This is a genomic window from Burkholderia sp. MSMB2157WGS (assembly GCF_001532755.1).
Taxonomy (GTDB): Bacteria; Pseudomonadota; Gammaproteobacteria; order Burkholderiales; family Burkholderiaceae; genus Burkholderia.
This window is the reverse complement of sequence record NZ_LPJG01000011.1, coordinates 174,541-192,956: the sequence shown is the minus strand read 5'-3', so window position 1 is coordinate 192,956 and position 18,416 is coordinate 174,541. Positions and strand designations below refer to the sequence as shown.

At 66.6% G+C, this 18,416-nt stretch carries 17 protein-coding genes; 14 read left to right on the top strand and 3 right to left on the bottom strand.

What is annotated here, in order from left to right:
* Nucleotides 1–13: 13 nt before the first annotated feature.
* Nucleotides 14–1,012, bottom strand: coding sequence for an LLM class flavin-dependent oxidoreductase (locus WT53_RS05495; RefSeq protein WP_034206816.1), 999 nt, complete (start codon nucleotides 1,010–1,012; stop codon nucleotides 14–16).
* 636 nt (nucleotides 1,013–1,648) lie between these two features.
* Here WT53_RS05495 and hpnI point away from each other — a divergent pair.
* The 5 genes from hpnI to WT53_RS05470 all read left to right on the top strand — a co-directional run bounded on the left by hpnI (nucleotide 1,649) and on the right by WT53_RS05470 (nucleotide 6,976).
* Nucleotides 1,649–2,824, top strand: coding sequence for a bacteriohopanetetrol glucosamine biosynthesis glycosyltransferase HpnI (gene hpnI / locus WT53_RS05490; protein ID WP_034206817.1), 1,176 nt, complete (start codon nucleotides 1,649–1,651; stop codon nucleotides 2,822–2,824).
* 132 nt (nucleotides 2,825–2,956) lie between these two features.
* On the top strand, nucleotides 2,957–4,399 hold the full coding sequence (gene hpnJ / locus WT53_RS05485) for a hopanoid biosynthesis associated radical SAM protein HpnJ (protein WP_306453921.1): 1,443 nt from the start codon (nucleotides 2,957–2,959) through the stop codon (nucleotides 4,397–4,399).
* A 3-nt stretch (nucleotides 4,400–4,402) separates the two neighbouring features.
* Nucleotides 4,403–5,287 (top strand): hopanoid biosynthesis-associated protein HpnK, encoded by an 885-nt coding sequence (gene hpnK, locus WT53_RS05480; protein ID WP_060258794.1) that lies wholly within the window; start codon nucleotides 4,403–4,405, stop codon nucleotides 5,285–5,287.
* The gene (locus WT53_RS05475) at nucleotides 5,284–6,333 is read left to right on the top strand and encodes a lysylphosphatidylglycerol synthase domain-containing protein (protein WP_034206820.1); all 1,050 of its coding nucleotides are present in this window, start codon (nucleotides 5,284–5,286) and stop codon (nucleotides 6,331–6,333) included. Before hpnK ends, WT53_RS05475 begins: the two co-directional genes overlap by 4 nt.
* Nucleotides 6,334–6,421: 88 nt before the next feature.
* Nucleotides 6,422–6,976: a hypothetical protein gene (locus tag WT53_RS05470; RefSeq protein ID WP_006488732.1), complete on the top strand. Its 555-nt coding sequence runs from the start codon at nucleotides 6,422–6,424 to the stop codon at nucleotides 6,974–6,976.
* Between the two features lie 3 nt (nucleotides 6,977–6,979).
* On the opposite strand, the gene WT53_RS05465 is transcribed toward WT53_RS05470, so the two are convergent.
* The gene (locus tag WT53_RS05465) at nucleotides 6,980–7,276 is read right to left on the bottom strand and encodes a BrnA antitoxin family protein (protein ID WP_059782517.1); all 297 of its coding nucleotides are present in this window, start codon (nucleotides 7,274–7,276) and stop codon (nucleotides 6,980–6,982) included.
* Nucleotides 7,260–7,871, bottom strand: coding sequence for a BrnT family toxin (locus WT53_RS34040; RefSeq protein ID WP_257127817.1), 612 nt, complete (start codon nucleotides 7,869–7,871; stop codon nucleotides 7,260–7,262). The genes WT53_RS05465 and WT53_RS34040 overlap by 17 nt, the downstream gene beginning before the upstream one ends.
* An 82-nt stretch (nucleotides 7,872–7,953) precedes the next feature.
* Between WT53_RS34040 and WT53_RS05460 the strand changes: the two genes are divergently transcribed.
* The 9 genes from WT53_RS05460 to astB all read left to right on the top strand — a co-directional run bounded on the left by WT53_RS05460 (nucleotide 7,954) and on the right by astB (nucleotide 18,411).
* A complete protein-coding gene (locus WT53_RS05460; RefSeq protein ID WP_006488734.1) occupies nucleotides 7,954–8,643 on the top strand; it encodes an ABC transporter permease in 690 nt (229 codons plus the stop codon).
* On the top strand, nucleotides 8,640–9,353 hold the full coding sequence (locus tag WT53_RS05455; RefSeq protein WP_034206823.1) for an ABC transporter permease: 714 nt from the start codon (nucleotides 8,640–8,642) through the stop codon (nucleotides 9,351–9,353). Before WT53_RS05460 ends, WT53_RS05455 begins: the two co-directional genes overlap by 4 nt.
* A 20-nt stretch (nucleotides 9,354–9,373) precedes the next feature.
* Nucleotides 9,374–10,174: an ABC transporter ATP-binding protein gene (locus WT53_RS05450; RefSeq protein ID WP_034206824.1), complete on the top strand. Its 801-nt coding sequence runs from the start codon at nucleotides 9,374–9,376 to the stop codon at nucleotides 10,172–10,174.
* A gap of 22 nt (nucleotides 10,175–10,196) precedes the next feature.
* Nucleotides 10,197–11,237, top strand: a complete 1,041-nt coding sequence (locus tag WT53_RS05445) for a GlxA family transcriptional regulator (RefSeq protein WP_059782519.1) — start codon at nucleotides 10,197–10,199, stop codon at nucleotides 11,235–11,237.
* 1,004 nt (nucleotides 11,238–12,241) lie between these two features.
* A complete protein-coding gene (locus WT53_RS05440; protein WP_060258791.1) occupies nucleotides 12,242–13,474 on the top strand; it encodes an aspartate aminotransferase family protein in 1,233 nt (410 codons plus the stop codon).
* Between the two features lie 30 nt (nucleotides 13,475–13,504).
* Complete coding sequence (gene aruF, locus WT53_RS05435; RefSeq protein WP_034206826.1) at nucleotides 13,505–14,557, top strand: arginine/ornithine succinyltransferase subunit alpha; 1,053 nt, start codon at nucleotides 13,505–13,507, stop codon at nucleotides 14,555–14,557.
* Nucleotides 14,554–15,585, top strand: a complete 1,032-nt coding sequence (gene astA, locus WT53_RS05430) for an arginine N-succinyltransferase (RefSeq protein ID WP_034206827.1) — start codon at nucleotides 14,554–14,556, stop codon at nucleotides 15,583–15,585. The genes aruF and astA overlap by 4 nt, the downstream gene beginning before the upstream one ends.
* Nucleotides 15,586–15,592: 7 nt before the next feature.
* Complete coding sequence (gene astD / locus WT53_RS05425; protein ID WP_034206828.1) at nucleotides 15,593–17,056, top strand: succinylglutamate-semialdehyde dehydrogenase; 1,464 nt, start codon at nucleotides 15,593–15,595, stop codon at nucleotides 17,054–17,056.
* A gap of 14 nt (nucleotides 17,057–17,070) precedes the next feature.
* The gene (astB, locus tag WT53_RS05420) at nucleotides 17,071–18,411 is read left to right on the top strand and encodes an N-succinylarginine dihydrolase (RefSeq protein ID WP_060258788.1); all 1,341 of its coding nucleotides are present in this window, start codon (nucleotides 17,071–17,073) and stop codon (nucleotides 18,409–18,411) included.
* Nucleotides 18,412–18,416 lie beyond the last annotated feature (5 nt).

The window sequence follows — 18,416 nt, the reverse complement described above, 5'->3', positions numbered from 1 at the left end:
CCCGGTCGGGCCGTCAGCTGGCCTCGTTCGCGAGCTCGTCGCGGATCTGCGCGGTCAGCTCGAACGAGCGCAGCCGCGCGGCATGATCGTAGATCTGCGCGGTGACGATCAGCTCGTCGGCCCCCGTCTGCGCGATACGGTCGCGCAGCTTGTCGCGCACCGTGTCGCGCGAGCCGACCGCCGCGAACGACAGCGAATGCGCGACGGTCGCGAGTTCGAGTTCGCTCGCCTCGAGCACGTCGACGGGCGGCGGCAGCTTGCCCGGCGTGCCGCGCCGCAGGTTGATGAACTGCTGCTGCAACGACGTGAACAGGCGCCGCGCCTCGTCGTCGGTGTCGGCCGCGAACACGTTGACGCCGACCATCGCATGCGGCTTCGGCCATGCGGCCGACGGCCGGTACTGCGCGCGATAGATCTCGAGCGCCCGCATCAAATAGTCCGGCGCGAAGTGCGACGCGAACGCGAACGGCAGCCCGAGCATCGCCGCGAGCTGCGCGCTGAACAGGCTCGACCCGAGCAGCCACACCGGAACGTCGAGCCCGGCGCCCGGCACCGCCCGCACGCGCTGGCCGGGTACCGGCTCCGCGAAGTAGCGCTGCAACTCCGCGACGTCGTCCGGGAACGAGTCTGCGCTGCCGACCAGGTCGCGGCGCAGCGCGCGCGACGTGGTCTGGTCGGTGCCGGGCGCGCGGCCGAGGCCGAGGTCGATGCGCCCCGGATACAGCGACGCGAGCGTGCCGAACTGCTCGGCGATCACGAGCGGTGCATGGTTCGGCAGCATGATGCCGCCCGAGCCGACCCGGATCGTCTGCGTGGCGCCCGCGACGTGGCCGATCACGACGGCGGTGGCCGCGCTCGCGATCCCCGGCATGTTGTGATGCTCGGCCAGCCAGTAGCGCCGATAGCCCCAGCGCTCCGCGTGCTGCGCGAGGTCGACGGTGTTACGGAACGCTTGCGAGGCGTCGGCGCCGGCCGGAATGGGGGCGAGATCGAGTACGGAAAACGGTGTCATCGGAAGACCTTCGAAACGGGGGGCGTGGTGATGCGATTACGCAACAGACGCCAAGGATTTTGCCAAAGGGTTCCGGAACGTGCTGGCAGCGCGCGGATACCCATGCGCCTTACAGGGGCGCAGGGTTGCTCGCGACGATCGTTGCAAAAATCGAACCAATCGCCGATTAATTACCAAACTTTACGGCGATTGGAAGTGATACCGCATCGACATACAAATTTGCACGAAACGTTTGATTTTCAAGACTGCAATACGCCTGCAAAGTGCTTACGCTAATGTGAACGTGGCCGGGCCGATCCGGTTCGTCGACCGCTCAGCTTTGCCGGAATTGCACTAGTCCGTTTCTCGTAGCGCCGAGCGCGGGGCAGCGCGGACTGCTAAAATCCGGCGCCTGCCCATGTTGTGCCGATGGAGCCATTCGAGTCTTCCCGCATGCCGTCCTGGCGCTGCGCGGGGATACGCCACGCGAAGCCGGGCATGGCCGAACCCGAACAACGGGTCGTGCCTCCCCATTACAGACGCTGCTGGAACAAGGAGTCGGGTCGTGCCCGCGTTCGTCGTTGTCGGAAAACCGCATCACGCTCAATCGCGCTCGCGCGCTTGCCATGGCGCCCAGGTCGTCGGGAGGCGTCGCGCATGACGCCCACCGTCACGCTGCTCGACTGGCTCCTGATCGCGTTCACGCTGGCCGCGGCCGGCTATGCGCTCGTCGCGGCCTTCGCGCCGCGGCCGCGCATGCCGCGCACGGCGGTGCGCGACGGCTTCGAGCCGGTCAGCGTGCTCAAGCCGCTGTGCGGCGCCGAGCCGCACCTGTACGAAAACCTCGCGACTTTCTGCGTGCAGCGCCATCCGCGCTATGAGGTGCTGTTCGGCGTCGCATCGTCCGCCGATCCGGCGATCGCCATCGTCGAGCGGCTGCGCGCCGATCATCCGGAGTGCGACATCACGCTCGTGATCGACGCGCGCGTGCATGGCAAGAACCTGAAGGTCAGCAACCTGATCAATCTCGCCGAGCGCGCGAAATACGGCCGCATCGTGATCGCGGACAGCGACATCGCGGTCGAGCCCGACTATCTGGAGCGCGTGACGGCGCCGCTCGCCGACGCGTCGGTCGGGGTCGTCACGTGCCTGTATCATGCGCGCAGCGTCGGCGGCTTCTGGACGCGGATCGGCGCCCAGTTCGTCGACGCCTGGTTCGCGCCGTCGGTGCGGATCACGCATCTCGGCCGTTCGAGCCGCTTTGGCTTCGGCGCGACGCTCGCGCTCACGCGCGACACGCTCGACCGGATCGGCGGTCTCGTCGCGCTGAAGGACGAGCTGGCCGACGATTTCTGGCTGGCCGAGCTGCCGCGCCGCCTCGGGCGGCGCACCGTGCTGTCGGAGGTCGAGGTCGCGACCGACGTGATCGAACCGTCGTTCGGGCCGCTATGGCACCGCGAGACGCGCTGGCTGCGCACGATTCGTTCGCTGAACCCGGCCGGCTTCGCGTTCCTGTTCATTACGTTTACCGTGCCGTGGCTCGCGATCGGCGCGGCGCTCGCATTGCGCCTCGACGGCACCGTCGCCGGCTGGCTGGCGGGCGGAGCGGCCGCGGTCGGCGCATTCGGGCGGCTCGTGCTGCATGCGCGCGGCGAGGACGGCTGGCGCGCGTTCTGGCGCGACCTGCCGCTCGTCGCGGTGCGCGATACGCTGCTCGCGCTCGAGTGGCTCGCGGCCGTGTTCGGCACGCACGTCGTGTGGCGCGGCGCGAGGATGACGGTCGTCGGCGGCGAACGCGCGGCGGCGGCCGTGGAAGCAGTGGACGGCCGCTAGGGCCGTCGATCGAACCGGCCCGCGGGCCGAGACGCGTCGCACGGCGAAGCCGCGCGGCGCGACATGACGGAGAGGCGGGCGCCCGCATGGCGGCCCGCGATTTTTGACTGAATCGTTGCAACGAAACGAACTATGCAGGCTACCGGAGCATTCATGAAAACGCTGTTCTTGCAGGCCCCTTCGTATGACGGCTTCGACGGCGGAGCCGGCTCGCGCTATCAGGCGAAGCGCGAAATCCGTTCCTTCTGGTATCCGACCTGGCTCGCGCAGCCGGCCGCGCTCGTGCCGGGCAGCCGCGTCGTCGACGCGCCGGCCGACGGCCTGTCGGTCGAGGAGACGCTGAAGATCGCCAACGACTACGATCTCGTGATCATCCACACGAGCACGCCGTCGTTCCCGACCGACGCGATGTTCGCGCAGGATCTCAAGAAGATGAAGCCGTCGATGCTGGTCGGCATGGTCGGCGCGAAAGTGATGGTCGATCCGCACAACTCGCTCACGGCGAGCGACGCCATCGACTTCGTGTGCCGCGAGGAGTTCGACTACACCTGCAAGGAACTCGCCGAAGGCAAGCCGTTCGCCGAGATCAAGGGCTTGAGCTGGCGCGCGAAGGACGGTTCGATCGAGCACAACGAAGCGCGTCCGATCCTCGAGAACATGGACGAACTGCCGTTCGTCGCGCCCGTCTACAAGCGCGACCTGAAGATCGACAACTACTTCATCGGCTATCTGAACTATCCGTACGTGTCGATCTACACGGGCCGCGGCTGCAAGTCGCGCTGCACGTTCTGCCTGTGGCCGCAGACGGTCAGCGGCCATCGCTACCGCACGCGCTCGGTCGAGAACGTGCTCGCGGAAGCGAAGTGGATCCGCGACAACATGCCGGAAGTGAAGGAACTGATGTTCGACGACGACACCTTCACCGACGACCTGCCGCGCGCGGAAGCCATCGCGATCGGTCTGGGCAAGCTCGGCATGACCTGGTCGTGCAACGCGAAGGCGAACGTGCCGTACAAGTCGCTGAAGGTGATGAAGGAAAACGGCCTGCGCCTGCTGCTGGTCGGCTTCGAATCGGGCGACGACCAGATCCTCGTGAACATCAAGAAGGGCGTGCGCACCGATTTCGCGCGCCGCTTCAGCGCGGACTGCAAGAAGCTCGGCATCAAGATCCACGGCACCTTCATCCTCGGCCTGCCGGGCGAGACGCAGGAGACCATCAAGAAGACGATCGAGTACGCGAAGGAAATCAACCCGCACACGATCCAGGTCTCGCTCGCCGCGCCGTATCCGGGCACGACGCTCTACAAGCAGGCCGTGGAAAACGGCTGGATGGAAGAGAACAAGACCATCAACCTGGTGAGCAAGGAAGGCGTGCAACTCGCGGCGATCGGCTATGCGCATCTGTCGCGCGACGAGATCTATCACCATCTCGAGCAGTTCTATCGCGAGTTCTACTTCCGTCCGTCGAAGATCTGGGAGATCGTGCGCGAGATGCTGACGAGCTGGGACATGATGAAGCGTCGCCTGCGCGAAGGCGTCGAGTTCTTCCGCTTCCTGCGCGCGCACGAGGCCTGATTCGTGACGACGCAGCGGGCGGCGCGGGCGCTGATCTTCACCGCGGACGACTTCGGGCTGCATCCGCGCGTCAACGCGGCGGTCGAGCGTGCGCATCGCGACGGCGTGCTGAATGCCGCGAGCCTGATGGTCGGCGCGAGCGCCGCGCAGGATGCGATCGAACGCGCGCGGCGGCTGCCGTCGCTCGCGGTCGGGCTGCATCTGGTGCTCGCGGACGGCCCCGCCACGCTGCCCGCGCGTGACATTCCCGCACTCGTCGGCCCCGACGGGCGATTCGGCGATGCGATGGCGAAGGACGGCTGTCGCTTCTTCTTCCTGCCGCACGTTCGCGCGCAACTGCGCCGGGAAATCCGCGCGCAGTTCGATGCGTTCGCGGCGAGCGGCCTGCCGCTCGACCACGTGAACGCGCACAAGCATTTCCACCTGCATCCGACCGTGCTGTCGATGATCGTCGAGATCGGCCGCGACTACGGGCTGCGCGCGGTGCGGCTGCCTTACGAAACCGGCGCGCCCGCGTGGCTCAAGCCGTGGATCGCGCTGGTGCGCGCGCGGCTCGATCGAGCGGGGCTCGCGCACAACGACTACGTGGTCGGCATCGAGCATACGGGCGCGATGGACGAGGCCGTGCTGCTCGACGCGCTCGCGAAGCTGCCGCCGGGCGTCGGCGAGATCTACTGCCATCCGGCCGAAGCCGGCGACGGCCCGATCACGCCGACGATGGCCGGCTACCGTCCGGCCGACGAACTGGATGCGCTGCTGTCGCCGCGCGTCGCGGCCGCGCTGAAAGCGGCGGGCGTCGCGACCGGCGGTTTCGCCGCCGTGTTCGGCGAGCCCGCGGCACGGCGCGGCGCGCACGCGTCGCGCGCACCGGGAGCCCAGCCGTCATGAGCAAGTGGATCAAGTGGCTCGGCTGGCCGATCGGCATCGGCATCCTGCTCGCGCTGGGGCTGCACGAAGGCGTCGGCGACGTGTCGCAGATGCTCGCGCGCGCCGGCTACGCGCTGCTGTGGCTGGTACCGTTCCACGCGCTGCCGCTGCTGCTCGACGCGTTCGCGTGGCATCTGCTGCTCGACCGGCGCAGCTCGCTGCCGTTCCTGTGGTGGATCGCGACCGTGCGCGAGGCCGTGAACCGGCTGCTGCCCGTGGTCGGGATCGGCGGTGAGATCGTCGGCATCCGGCTCGCGCGCTGGCAAGTGCCCGACGCGAGCCGTGTGACCGCGTCGGTGATCGTCGAGGTGCTCGTGACGATCGTCGTGCAGTATGCGTTCGCGGCGCTCGGCCTCGTGCTGCTGCTCGCGACGACCGACAACATGGGCGGCGGCACGATCGGCCTTGCGCTGTTGCTGACGCTGCCGTTGCCGGTGCTCGGCGTGGTGCTGATGCGGCGCGGCGGTATTTTCCACGCGATCGAGCGTTTCGCGGGCCGCCTGCTCGGCGATTCGCACCGGCTGCTGCAGGGCGTCGACGGCCGTCGCCTCGACGCCGACATCGATTCGCTGATGTCGCGCACGGGCCTGCTGTTCAGCGCCTTCTTCTGGCAACTGGCCGGCTACGTGCTCGGCGCGCTCGAGATCTACTGGGCGCTCGCACTGCTCGGCCACCCGGTGTCGATCGGCGGGGCGATCGCGATCGAGGCGATGACGCAGGCAGTGCGACATGCGGCATTCATGGTGCCGGGCGGGCTCGGCGTGCAGGAAGCGACCGTCGTGCTGCTCGCGCAGATGTTCGGCGTCGACCGCGAGACGGCGCTGTCGCTCGCGGTGGTCAAGCGCGGCCGCGAGGTGCTGTTCGGTTGCCTCGCGCTCGGCTCGTGGCAGCTTGCCGAGCTGGTGCGCACGCGCCGCCGTTTGGGCGCGCCGCCGGCCGTGCCGCGCACGGCGCCGCCGGCGAATCGGGCGTCCGAAACCCGGACCGAAACCGAAACGACGCATTGAACGCGAGACGGGCCGCACGACCCGTCTCGCGCTTTTGGCGCGGTGCGGGTATCCTTGCCGCGTGTTTTCTCCACGCGCATGTCTTCCGATGATTTTCCGTTTCCGGCTGCTTTCCGTGACGATGCTGGCCGCCGCGCTGGCGCTAACCGGTTGCGACGACCAAGGCCATCTCGACGTGCAACGTATCAGAGACTTCTTCAACGCGATCAAACCCGCGCCGCTGCTGCTGAAGGGGCTGAAGGTCGGCGAGTCGACCGAGGCCGACGTGCGCGGCACGATGGGCAAGCCCGAGACCGAGCGCACGTTCACCGACGGCTCGAAGCGTCTCGAATATCCGCGTGGCCCGATGGGCAACCAGACCTGGTTCGTCGACCTCGATGCGAACGGGCGCTACACGGGCGCGACGCAGGTGCTGACCGCCGAGAATTTCGCGAAAGTGCGCCCGGGAATGGACGAGGACGAGGTGCGACGCCTGCTCGGCAAGCCCGGCGACATCGCGCAATATCCGCTGAAGCCCGAGACGGTCTGGAGCTGGCGCTGGCTCGAGGACGGCGTCAACACCGATGCGTTCTTCAACGTCCATTTCGGCCCGGACGGGCTCGTCTATACGACGTCGCGCTCCGACATCCTGAAAGGGCGGTGACGTTTACGCGCGGCGCTTCTTCAGCCAGTCGCGCAGCGCGTCGTTCATGCGCGTCTGCCAGCCGGGGCCGTCCGCCCGAAACGCGGCGAGGATGTCGGCGTCGTAGCGGATGCTGACCTGTTCCTTCGGGTGCTCGAGCTTCGGGCGCCCGAACTTCTTCGCGACGACCTCGACGAATGGCTCCATCGCATCGATTTCGTCGTCGCCGAGTTCATGGGCGTCCGGATCGGCGGCGATGCCGCGCGCGATCGCCGCTTCTTCCTCGGGCGTGTTGCGGATGAATTTAACCGCCTTCTTCATATCGACTCATCTCTCGGTTGTTGGCTTTTCGCAGGCTGACGACACGCAGCGTGCGGCCGCGCGGGACGACGATCGCCGTATAAAGGCGCGCGCCGATCGGCACCAGACAGATCCAGCGCGTCTCGCCGTAATTCCTGCGGGTATCCACCCATGTGCGCGCTGCTTCCCACTGGGCGAATTCGGCCATTCGCAACGAGACGCCGTGTTTCAGTCGGTTCGACAGATCCTTGGCCTCGTCGAAAACGAATGGAATTTCGACTAATTGTGGATGCAAAAACATGAGATGGCAATGAGTTTTTGTAGATGCAAAAAGCGGGCGCCGCCGTGGATGGCAGCGAATCGGCGCCGCTCGCGTCGCGGGCAGGACCGAGCGATTGTGCGGCGCGTGTCCGGACATGCCCATTCGGCCCGATGGCCAGTGCGGCGCTATATCGAAAAAGCGACCGGAAAATTGCAAAAAACCCGCTTCCCGACGCGTCATGAGACTGTCAGGAAGCGGGTTTTTCCCTTTTGAAACAGCGGCGTAAGTCGTGCGCACAAATGGTGGGACGAATTGCTGCGATGCAGCAACCGCGCGCACGGTGATTTGAGGCAATCAATTTCGCTTGCGACTATCCGCGTCAGCCCGGCGCGGGACAGGCATACGCGTCGGCATTCATTCAATTCTGGAGACGCGCGTGTTCCTATACGGCTTTGGTCCTGTCCTCTGGGCCGGCACCGTGCAGACCATCGAGCTGTCGGTGCTGTCGCTCGCCACTGCGGTGGCATTGGGACTGATCGGCGCGGTGGCGAAGCTGTCGCACAACCGGGTGCTGCGAGCGATCGCGACCGGTTATACGACGCTGATCCGCTCGGTGCCCGATCTTGTGCTGATGCTGCTGCTGTTCTACAGCATCCAGATCTGGCTGAACCAGTTCACCGACCTCGTCGGCTGGAACCAGATCGACATCGATCCGTTCGTGGCCGGCGTGCTGACGCTCGGCTTCATCTACGGCGCGTACTTCACCGAGACGTTTCGAGGCGCGTTCCTGTCGGTGCCGCGCGGCCAGCTCGAAGCCGGTGCGGCTTACGGGATGAGCGGCGCGCGCGTGTTCGCGCGGATCATGTTTCCGCAGATGATGCGCTTTGCGCTGCCGGGCATCGGCAACAACTGGCAGGTGCTCGTGAAGGCGACCGCGCTGGTGTCGATCATCGGTCTCGCGGACGTCGTGAAGGCCGCGCAGGACGCCGGCAAGAGCACGTTCAACATGTTCTTCTTCATTCTCGTCGCGGCGCTGATCTATCTCGCGATCACGACCGTCTCCAACCTCGTGCTGATCCAGCTCGAGAAGCGTTATTCCATGGGCGTGCGGCACGCAGAACTATGATCGAGATCCTCCAGGAATTCGGCAAGGCGTTCCTTTTCTGGGACGGCCAGCGCCTGTCCGGCCTCGCGGTGACGCTGTGGCTGCTCGTCGCATCGATTTCGCTCGGCTTCGTGTGCGCGGTGCCGCTGGCGGTCGCGCGCGTGTCGAGGAACAAGTGGGTGTCGATGCCCGTGCGCTTCTACACGTACGTGTTCCGCGGCACGCCGCTCTACGTGCAGTTGCTGCTGATGTACACGGGCATGTACAGCCTCGAGTTCGTGCGTTCGCACTCGCTGCTCGACGCGTTCTTCCGCAGCGGCTTCAACTGCGCGATCCTCGCGTTCGCGCTGAACACCTGCGCATACACCACCGAGATCTTCGCCGGGGCGATCCGTGCAATCCCGCACGGCGAAGTTGAGGCGGCGCGCGCGTACGGGATGACGCCGTTCACGATGTACCGCCGCGTGATCCTGCCGTCGGCGCTGCGCCGCGCGCTGCCGCTGTACAGCAACGAGGTGATCCTGATGCTGCACGCGACGACCGTCGCGTTCACGGCGACCGTGCCCGACATCCTGAAGGTCGCGCGCGACGCCAATTCCGCGACCTACATGGCGTTCCAGTCGTTCGGAATCGCCGCGCTGATCTATCTTGCGGTATCGTTCGCACTCGTCGCGGCGTTTCGCCGCGCGGAGCGCCACTGGCTCGCGTATCTCGCGGCCGCCCGTCATTGAATTCACTCGAGGAGAGCCAGTTGGCCGAGATCACTCAAACGAGCGCGTCCGCTTCCGTGAAGCTTGCCGCGGTCGACATTCACAAGCGCTACGGCGACAACGAGGTGCTCAAGGGCGTGTCGCTGGACGCGAAGGCCGGCGACGTCATCAGCATCATCGGCGCGAGCGGCTCGGGCAAGAGCACGTTCCTGCGCTGCATCAATTTTCTCGAGCGGCCGAATGCGGGGCAGATCGTCGTCGACGGCGAGGCCGTGCGCACGAAGGCCGACAAGACCGGCGCGCTGGAGGTGGCCGATCACAAGCAACTGCAGCGCATCCGCACGAAGCTCGCGATGGTGTTCCAGCACTTCAACTTGTGGGCGCACATGAACGTGCTCGAGAACGTGATGGAAGCGCCGGTGCACGTGCTGGGCATTTCGAAGAAGGAAGCCGAGGAGCGTGCGCGCGAGTACCTGGAGAAGGTCGGCCTGCCGCCGCGCGTCGAGAAGCAGTATCCGTCGCATCTGTCCGGCGGCCAGCAGCAGCGCGTGGCGATCGCGCGTGCGCTGGCGATGCATCCGGACGTGATGCTGTTCGACGAGCCGACTTCCGCGCTCGATCCGGAACTGGTCGGCGAAGTGCTGAAGGTGATGCAGAAGCTGGCCGAGGAGGGCCGCACGATGATCGTCGTCACGCACGAGATGGGCTTCGCACGCAACGTGTCGAACCACGTGATGTTCCTGCATCAGGGGCGGACCGAGGAAGAGGGCGATCCGAAGGAAGTGCTGGTGCGCCCGCAGAGCGAGCGGCTCAAGCAGTTCCTGTCGGGCAGCCTCAAGTAACGCGACAGGGCAGGTTTCAACCGTGGTACCGGTGTCCCGTCCCGCAGGCGCCACCCGCACGACGCAGGTGGCGATCGTTGCATTGCCGCCCGTGTCGATGTCGGGTGTGGGTCCGATCGTCGATGCGTTGAATCTGGCGAACGAGATCGACGGGCGGCTTTTGTACCGCTGGCAGGTGTGTTCGTGGGACGGGCGGCCGGTGCCGCTCGCCGGCGGCGCGCAATGGCATGCCGATGCGGCGTTCAACGACGCGATCGCGTGCGACTGGTTGATCGTCGTATCGGAGCGGTTTCAGCAGTTTGCCGATTACCGGCTGTTTCTCGCGAGTCTCGCCCGGGTCGGGCAGCGCACGCCGGTCGTGACCGGCATTCACCACGGCGTGTGGTGGCTCGCGATGGCGGGGCAGCTTTCCGGGTATCGCGTGAGCGTGAACTGGGAGACGTACCAGCAGTTCGCCGAACAGTTCGAGCGGTCGATCGTCACGCAGCAGATCTTCGAGATCGATCGCGACCGGGCGACCTGTGCCGGCGGGCAAGCGACCGTCGACTTCATGCTGGCGATGATCGGCCGGGAACACGGGGCGGACCTCGCGGAGCGGATTGCCGATGCGCTGGGCGTCGGGGCGCTGCGCAGCGGCGAGGAGCGGCAGCGGATTCCTTTTGTGACTGCGCCGGGCGAACGGCATCCTCGGTTGAACGACGCGTTGCTGTTGATGGAGGCCAATGTCGAGGATCCGTTGACGACCGATGAGATCGCCGGGTTGGTCGGCGTGTCGCGCCGACAGCTCGAGCGGCTCTTTCGGCAGTATCTCGGGGCGATGCCCTCCAAGTATTACCTCAATCTTCGGTTGCTCAAGGCACGGACGCAGTTGCAGCGGACCAGCAAGTCGGTGGTGCAGGTGAGTCTCGCCTGTGGGTTCTCTTCTGCTGCGCATTTTTCCAATGCCTATCGGGAAAGGTTCGGCGTCACGCCGCGGGAAGATCGGCGAGCCTGGCTCGAGAAGCAGACCGGGGGCGGTAGCGAACCTCGCGGTGGGGCGCTCGTCGAGCGCGGGAAAGATTAGCGGTTTTTTGGGCCTTTTTTGCGTTTTCGGATTTGGGGCGGCCCGCCCAGCGGCGGCGTGAAGCACCTGTGATCGTGTCGGTCTATTAGCGTCGCCCCTGCGCGGGGCGGCGGTTACTTTTCTTTGTCTTGCCAAAGAAAAGTAACCAAAAGAAAGGCGCTCGATATCGCATGACCTCCCGGTGCCATAGCCATCGGAGTGGTCCGCACAAAAGTGTCCGCGCCAGTCACGAACCCGAAGTGGTTCGAGCAATGGTTCTGACACCACTCACTACCCCACGGAGCGGTATACCATCCGCTAGCTCCATCCTCGCTACGCTCGGCTGCAAGGTACTTCAGGGCATGCCGGTGCGTTCGCGCTCCTCCAGGAACTGTCAGTGCCAGCCCTCTTTCTGCTCTCGGCATTTATATGGGCAGGTCGTTCGACGATCGGCGTTCTCCGATAGGCATGTATGCGCCCCCCTTTCTCGCGAGGCTTTCCTGCGTATCGAAAATACAGTGGGTGCCTGGTGAGGACGGGCAATGCCGGCATGGTGGGGATGGACCTGTCGGCCGAGCGAAGCGAGGACGGAGCTAGCGGATGGTATACCGCTCTGTTGGGTAGTGAGTGGTGTCAGAACCATTGCTCGAACCACTCCGTTGTCCTGACTGGCGCGGACACTTAGATGGTGGCCACTCTGATGGCCATGGCACCGGGAGGTCATGCGATGTCGGGCGCCTTTCTTTTGGTTACTTTTCTTTGGCAAGACAAAGAAAAGTGACCGCCGCCCCGCGCAGGGGCGACGCTAATAGACCGACGCGATCGCAGGTGCTTCACGACCAACCCGAGCGGACCCCCACAAGCTCCGAAAAATACGAACCAAGCCACGCCCCCCGCCCGAGAGGGCAAAATGACGCGCACTATCTGCTTCCGATAGAACCCGTCGCAATTCCGCAAGACGCTTGCGCCACCCTTACCTAAACTTGAACCTGTTGAACCCTCTTACGAAACCGAAAGGAACGACCATGACGACCTCGACCGTGACCCGCCAGACATTCGACGAAGTGATGGTGCCGGTATTTTCCCCCGCCCCGTTCGTGCCGGATCGCGCAGAGGGCTCCCGCGTGTGGGACACGGCTGGCCGCGAATACATCGATTTCGCGTGCGGCATCGCGGTGACGTCGCTCGGCCACGGCCACCCGGAACTGCTGAAGGTGCTCGACGAACAAAGCCGCAAGCTCTGGCACATCGGCAACGGCTACACGAACGAGCCGGTGCTGCGCCTCGCGAAGCGCCTCGAATCGCTGACCTTCGCCGATCGCGCGTTCTTCGCGAACTCGGGCGCGGAAGCGAACGAAGCCGCACTGAAGCTCGCGCGCCGCGTCGCGTTCGATCGCCACGGCGCCGACAAATTCGAAATCATCTCGTTCGTGCAGTCGTTCCACGGCCGCACGTTCTTCACCGTCAGCGTCGGCGGCCAGCCGAAGTACTCGGAAGGCTTCGGCCCGGTCCCGGCCGGCATCAAGCACCTGCCGTACAACGACATCGAAGCCGCGAAGGCCGCGATCGGCCCGCAAACCTGCGCCGTGATCGTCGAGCCGGTGCAGGGCGAGGGCGGCGTGATCCCGGCCGATCCGGCGTTCCTGAAGGCGCTGCGCGAAGCATGCGACGCCAACGACGCACTGCTGATCTTCGACGAAGTGCAAACGGGCGTGGGCCGCACGGGCCAGTTCTACGCTTACATGGACACGGGCGTCACGCCGGACATCCTCACGACCGCGAAAGCGCTCGGCAACGGCTTCCCGATCGGCGCGATGCTGACGACGAACGAACTGGCCGCGCACTTCAAGGTCGGCGTGCACGGCACGACGTACGGCGGCAACCCGCTCGCGTCGGCGATCGCGGACAAGGTCGTCGAACTGATCGGCGATCCGGCCCTGCTCGAAGGCGTGCGCGAACGCAGCGTGCGCCTGAAGGGCGCGCTCGAACGCATCAACGCGCGTTTCGGCATCTTCAAGGACGTCCGCGGCAAGGGCCTGCTGGTCGGCGCGGAACTCACCGCCGCATTCGACGGCCGCGCGAAGGACTTCGTCACCGCCGCCGCCGAGAACGGCCTGATCATGCTGATCGCCGGCCCGAACGTGCTGCGCTTCGTGCCGTCGCTGGTGATCCCGTTCGACCTGCTCGACGAAGGCACCAAGCGCTTCGAGAAGGCGGTCGAACACGTGCTCACCGCACAGGAAGCCACCGCGCGCTGAGCGGCGCGCCCATCGCAGACAGGAACGACGATGCTATTTGTTCGCCCCGGCAAACTCACGGATCTCGATGCGCTCGCGCACATGGCGCGCACCGCGCAGCCGGTCCTGCACTCGCTGCCGCACGACCGCGCGGCGCTCGAAGCGCGCGTGGCGCTCTCCGAGGATTCGTTTCGCGCGGACGTCGACTTCGCCGGCGAGGAGTTCTATCTGTTCGTGCTCGAGGATTCGTCGACGGGCAAGCTGCTCGGCACGGCGAGCATCGTGGCCGCGGCCGGCTACTCGGAACCGTTCTACGCGTTCCGCAACGACGCACTGATCCACGCGTCGCGCGAGCTGCACGTGAACCGCAAGATCCACGCGCTCACGATGTCGCACGAGCTGACCGGCAAGAGCCGGCTCGCGGGCTTTTACGTCGATCCGTCGCTGCGCGGCGACGCGGCCGCGCACCTGATCTCGCGCGCCCGGATGATGTACATCGCCGCGAACCGGCGCCGCTTCACGCCGGAAGTCTTCACGCTGCTGCTCGGCGTGAGCGACGGCACCGGCGCATCGCCGTTCTGGGAAGCGGTGGGCCGCAAGTTCTTCGGCCGCGATTTCACCGACGTCGACATCGCATCGGGCGGCCGCAGCCGCACGTTCATCGCGGAAGTGATGCCGGCCTATCCGCTCTACGTGCCGCTGCTGCCGGAAGCCGCGCAGCGCGTGCTCGGCGAGCCGAACGAAACGGCGTTGCTCGCGTACGACATCCATCTCGAGGAAGGCTTCGAGCCCGACCGCTTCGTCGACATCTTCGACGCCGGCCCGGTGTTGACCGCGCAGGTCGACCGCACCGCGTGCGTGAAGCATGGCTCGGAGCGCGTCGTGCGCGAGGCCGCGCATCAGCAGGGCGACGTCGCGTACATGGTGTCGACGGGCAGCGGCGAATCGTTCCGCTGCGTGCTGGCCGACCTGCCGGGCGACGCGCACGATGCGCCGCTGGCCGGCGACGTGCGCGCGGCGCTCGATGTGAAGGAAGGCGATGTGGTGCGCTGCGTGCCGCTGCATCGCCGCAGCGATGAAGATTTGACGGGAGACGCAGCATGATCGTCGTTCGGGTCGTACAAACGGGCGACGTCGACGCGCTCGTGTCGCTCGCGCAGGAAACCGGGCCGGGCCTGACCACGTTCAAGCCCGACCGCGACGCGCTCGCCGCGCGCATCGAGCGTTCGCGCCGCACGCTCGAAGGCCGGGCCGCACCGGGTGAGGCCGGCTACTTCTTCGTGATGGAAGACTCGAAGACGGGCGACATCGCAGGCGTGTGCGGAATCGAAACACAGGTCGGCCTCGAGCAGCCGTTCTACAACTATCGCGTGAGCACGGTCGTGCACGCGAGCCAGGAGCTCGGCGTGTGGACGCGGATGTCCGCGCTGAACATCTCGCACGACCTGACGGGCTACGCGGAAGTGTGCTCGCTGTTCCTGAGCCCGCGCTATCGCACGGGCGGCGTCGGCGGCCTGCTGTCGCGTTCGCGCTTCATGTTCATCGCGCAATTCCGCGACCGCTTTCCGGAGCGCATCTGCGCGGAACTGCGCGGCCACTTCGACGAGGACGGCACGTCGCCGTTCTGGCGCGCGGTCGGTTCGCACTTCTACCAGATCGATTTCAACGCGGCCGACTACCTCAGCTCGCACGGCCGCAAGTCGTTCCTCGCGGAACTGATGCCGCGCTACCCGGTGTACGTCGACCTGCTGCCGCAGGACGCGCAGGACGCGGTCGGCCTCACGCATCGCGACACGCTGCCGGCCCGCAAGATGCTCGAAGCGGAAGGGCTGCGTTACCAGAATCACGTCGACATCTTCGATGCGGGCCCCGTGCTCGAATGCCACGTCAACGACCTGCGCACGGTGCGCGAGAGCGTCGTCGTACCGGTCGCGATCGGCGTGCCCGATGCACGTGACGACGCGCCGAAGTCGCTCGTGTCGAACACGTCGCTCAACGATTTCCGCGTCGGCGTCGCGCCGGGCGTGGTCGCGAACGGCTCGTTCGTGCTGTCGGCCGACGATGCCGCCGCGCTCGACGTGAAGGCCGGCGACCCGGTCCGCGTGCTGCCGCTCAAAGTCAAACAGGGATAAACGAATCATGACGGAACTCTTCATCGACGGCGCCTGGACCGCAGGCTCGGGCCCCGTCTTCGCTTCGCGCAACCCGGGTACCGACGCTGTCGCGTGGCAGGGCGAAAGTGCGTCGGCGGCGGACGTCGACCGTGCGGTCGCGAGCGCGCGCCGTGCGTTCGCCGGCTGGTCGGCGCTCGACTTCGAAGCGCGCTGCGAGATCGTCCAGCGCTTCGCCGCGTTGCTCACCGAACGCAAGGAAGCGATCGCGACCGCGATCGGCCGCGAGACGGGCAAGCCGCTGTGGGAAGCGCGCACCGAAGTCGCGTCGATGGCGGCGAAGGTCGGCATCTCGATCCAGGCGTATCGGGAGCGCACCGGCGAGAAGCGCCAGGACATGGCCGACGGCGTCGCGGTGCTGCGTCACCGGCCGCACGGCGTCGTCGCGGTGTTCGGCCCGTACAACTTCCCCGGCCACTTGCCGAACGGTCATATCGTGCCGGCGCTGATCGCCGGCAACACGGTCGTGTTCAAGCCGTCCGAACTCGCACCAGGCGTTGCGCGCGCAACGGTCGAGGTATGGAAGGAAGCCGGGCTGCCGGCCGGCGTGCTGAACCTCGTGCAGGGCGAGAAGGATACCGGCATCGCGCTCGCGAACCATCGGCAGATCGACGGGCTGTTCTTCACCGGCAGCTCGGATACCGGCACGCTGCTGCACAAGCAGTTCGGCGGCCGTCCGGAAATCGTGCTCGCGCTTGAGATGGGCGGCAACAACCCGCTCGTGATCGGCGAAGTCGAGGACATCGACGCGGCCGTGCACCATACGATCCAGTCGGCGTTCCTGTCGGCCGGCCAGCGCTGCACGTGCGCGCGCCGCATCTTCGTGCCGCAGGGCGCGTTCGGCGATCGCTTCCTCGCGCGCTTCGCCGACGTCACGTCGAAGATCACCGCCGACGTGTTCGACGCCGATCCGCAGCCGTTCATGGGCGCGGTGATCTCGGCACGCGCGGCCGCGAAGCTGGTCGACGCGCAGGCGCGCCTGGTCGAGCAGGGCGCGAAGCCGATCGTCGCGATGACGCAGCGCGATCCGCGCCTCGGCTTCGTGAACGCCGCGATCGTCGACGTAACGGGCGTCGCGAACCTGCCCGACGAAGAACATTTCGGCCCGCTCGCGCAGATCGTCCGCTATGCGACGTTCGACGACGCGATCGAGCGCGCGAACGACACGGCGTTCGGCCTGTCCGCGGGCCTGCTGGCCGACGACGCGAAGGTGTGGGAGCACTTCCGCCGCACGATCCGCGCCGGGATCGTCAACTGGAACCGGCCGACCAACGGCGCGTCGTCCGCCGCGCCGTTCGGCGGCACGGGCCGCTCGGGCAACCATCGCCCGAGCGCGTACTACGCGGCCGATTACTGCGCGTATCCGATGGCGTCGGTGGAAAGCACGCAACTGACTTTGCCCGCGAGCCTGTCGCCGGGCCTGCATTTCTGATCGAGGGAACGACGATGAACGCACAAGAAGCCAATTTCGACGGGCTCGTCGGCCCGACCCACAACTATGCCGGGCTGTCGTTCGGCAACGTGGCGTCGCTGAACAACGAGAAGTCGGCCGCGAACCCGAAGGCCGCCGCGAAGCAAGGGCTGCGCAAGATGAAGCAGCTCGCGGATCTCGGCTTCGCGCAAGGCGTGCTGCCGCCGCAGGAGCGGCCGTCGCTGCGCCTGCTGCGCGAGCTCGGCTTCTCGGGCAAGGACGCCGACGTGATCGCGAAGGCCGCGAAACAGGCGCCCGAGCTGCTCGCCGCGGCGAGCTCGGCGTCGGCGATGTGGACCGCGAACGCGGCCACCGTCAGCCCGTCGGCGGATACGAGCGACGGCCGCGTGCACTTCACGCCGGCGAACCTGTGCAGCAAGCTGCATCGAGCGATCGAACACGAAGCGACGCGCCGCACGCTGTCGACGCTGTTCGCGGACCCCGCGCACTTCGCGGTGCATGAAGCGCTGACGGGCACGCCGGCGCTCGGCGACGAAGGCGCGGCGAACCACACGCGCTTTTGCGCCGAATACGGCAAGCCCGGCATCGAGTTCTTCGTGTACGGCCGCGCCGAATACCGCCGCGGCCCGGAGCCGAAGCGCTTCCCGGCACGCCAGACCTTCGAGGCGAGCCGCGCGGTCGCGCATCGTCACGGGCTCGCCGAGGAAGCGACGGTCTACGCGCAGCAGGATCCGGACGTGATCGATGCGGGCGTGTTCCACAACGACGTGATTTCGGTCGGCAACCGCGATACGCTGTTCACGCACGAGCGCGCGTTCGTCAACAAGCAGGCGATTTACGACACGTTGACCGCCGCGCTCGACGCGCGCGGTGCGCGCCTGAACGTGATCGAGGTGCCGGACGCGGCCGTGAGCGTGAACGACGCGGTGACGTCGTACCTGTTCAACAGCCAGTTGCTGTCGCGCGCGGATGGGACGCAGGTGCTCGTCGTGCCGCAGGAATGCCGCGAGAACGCGAGGGTCGCCGCCTATCTCGACCAGCTCGCGGCCGGCAACGGCCCGATTCGCGACGTGCTCGTGTTCGACCTGCGCGAAAGCATGAAGAACGGCGGCGGCCCCGCGTGCCTGCGCCTGCGCGTCGTGCTGACCGAAGCGGAGCGCGCGGCCGTCACGTCGAACGTGTGGATCAACGATACGCTGTTCGCGTCGCTCGACGCGTGGATCGACAAGCACTATCGCGATCGCCTCGCACCGGAAGACCTCGCGGATCCGGCGCTGCTCGCCGAGTCGCGCACGGCGCTCGACGAGCTCACGCAGATCCTGCGCGTCGGGTCGCTGTATGACTTCCAGCGCTGAGGCAC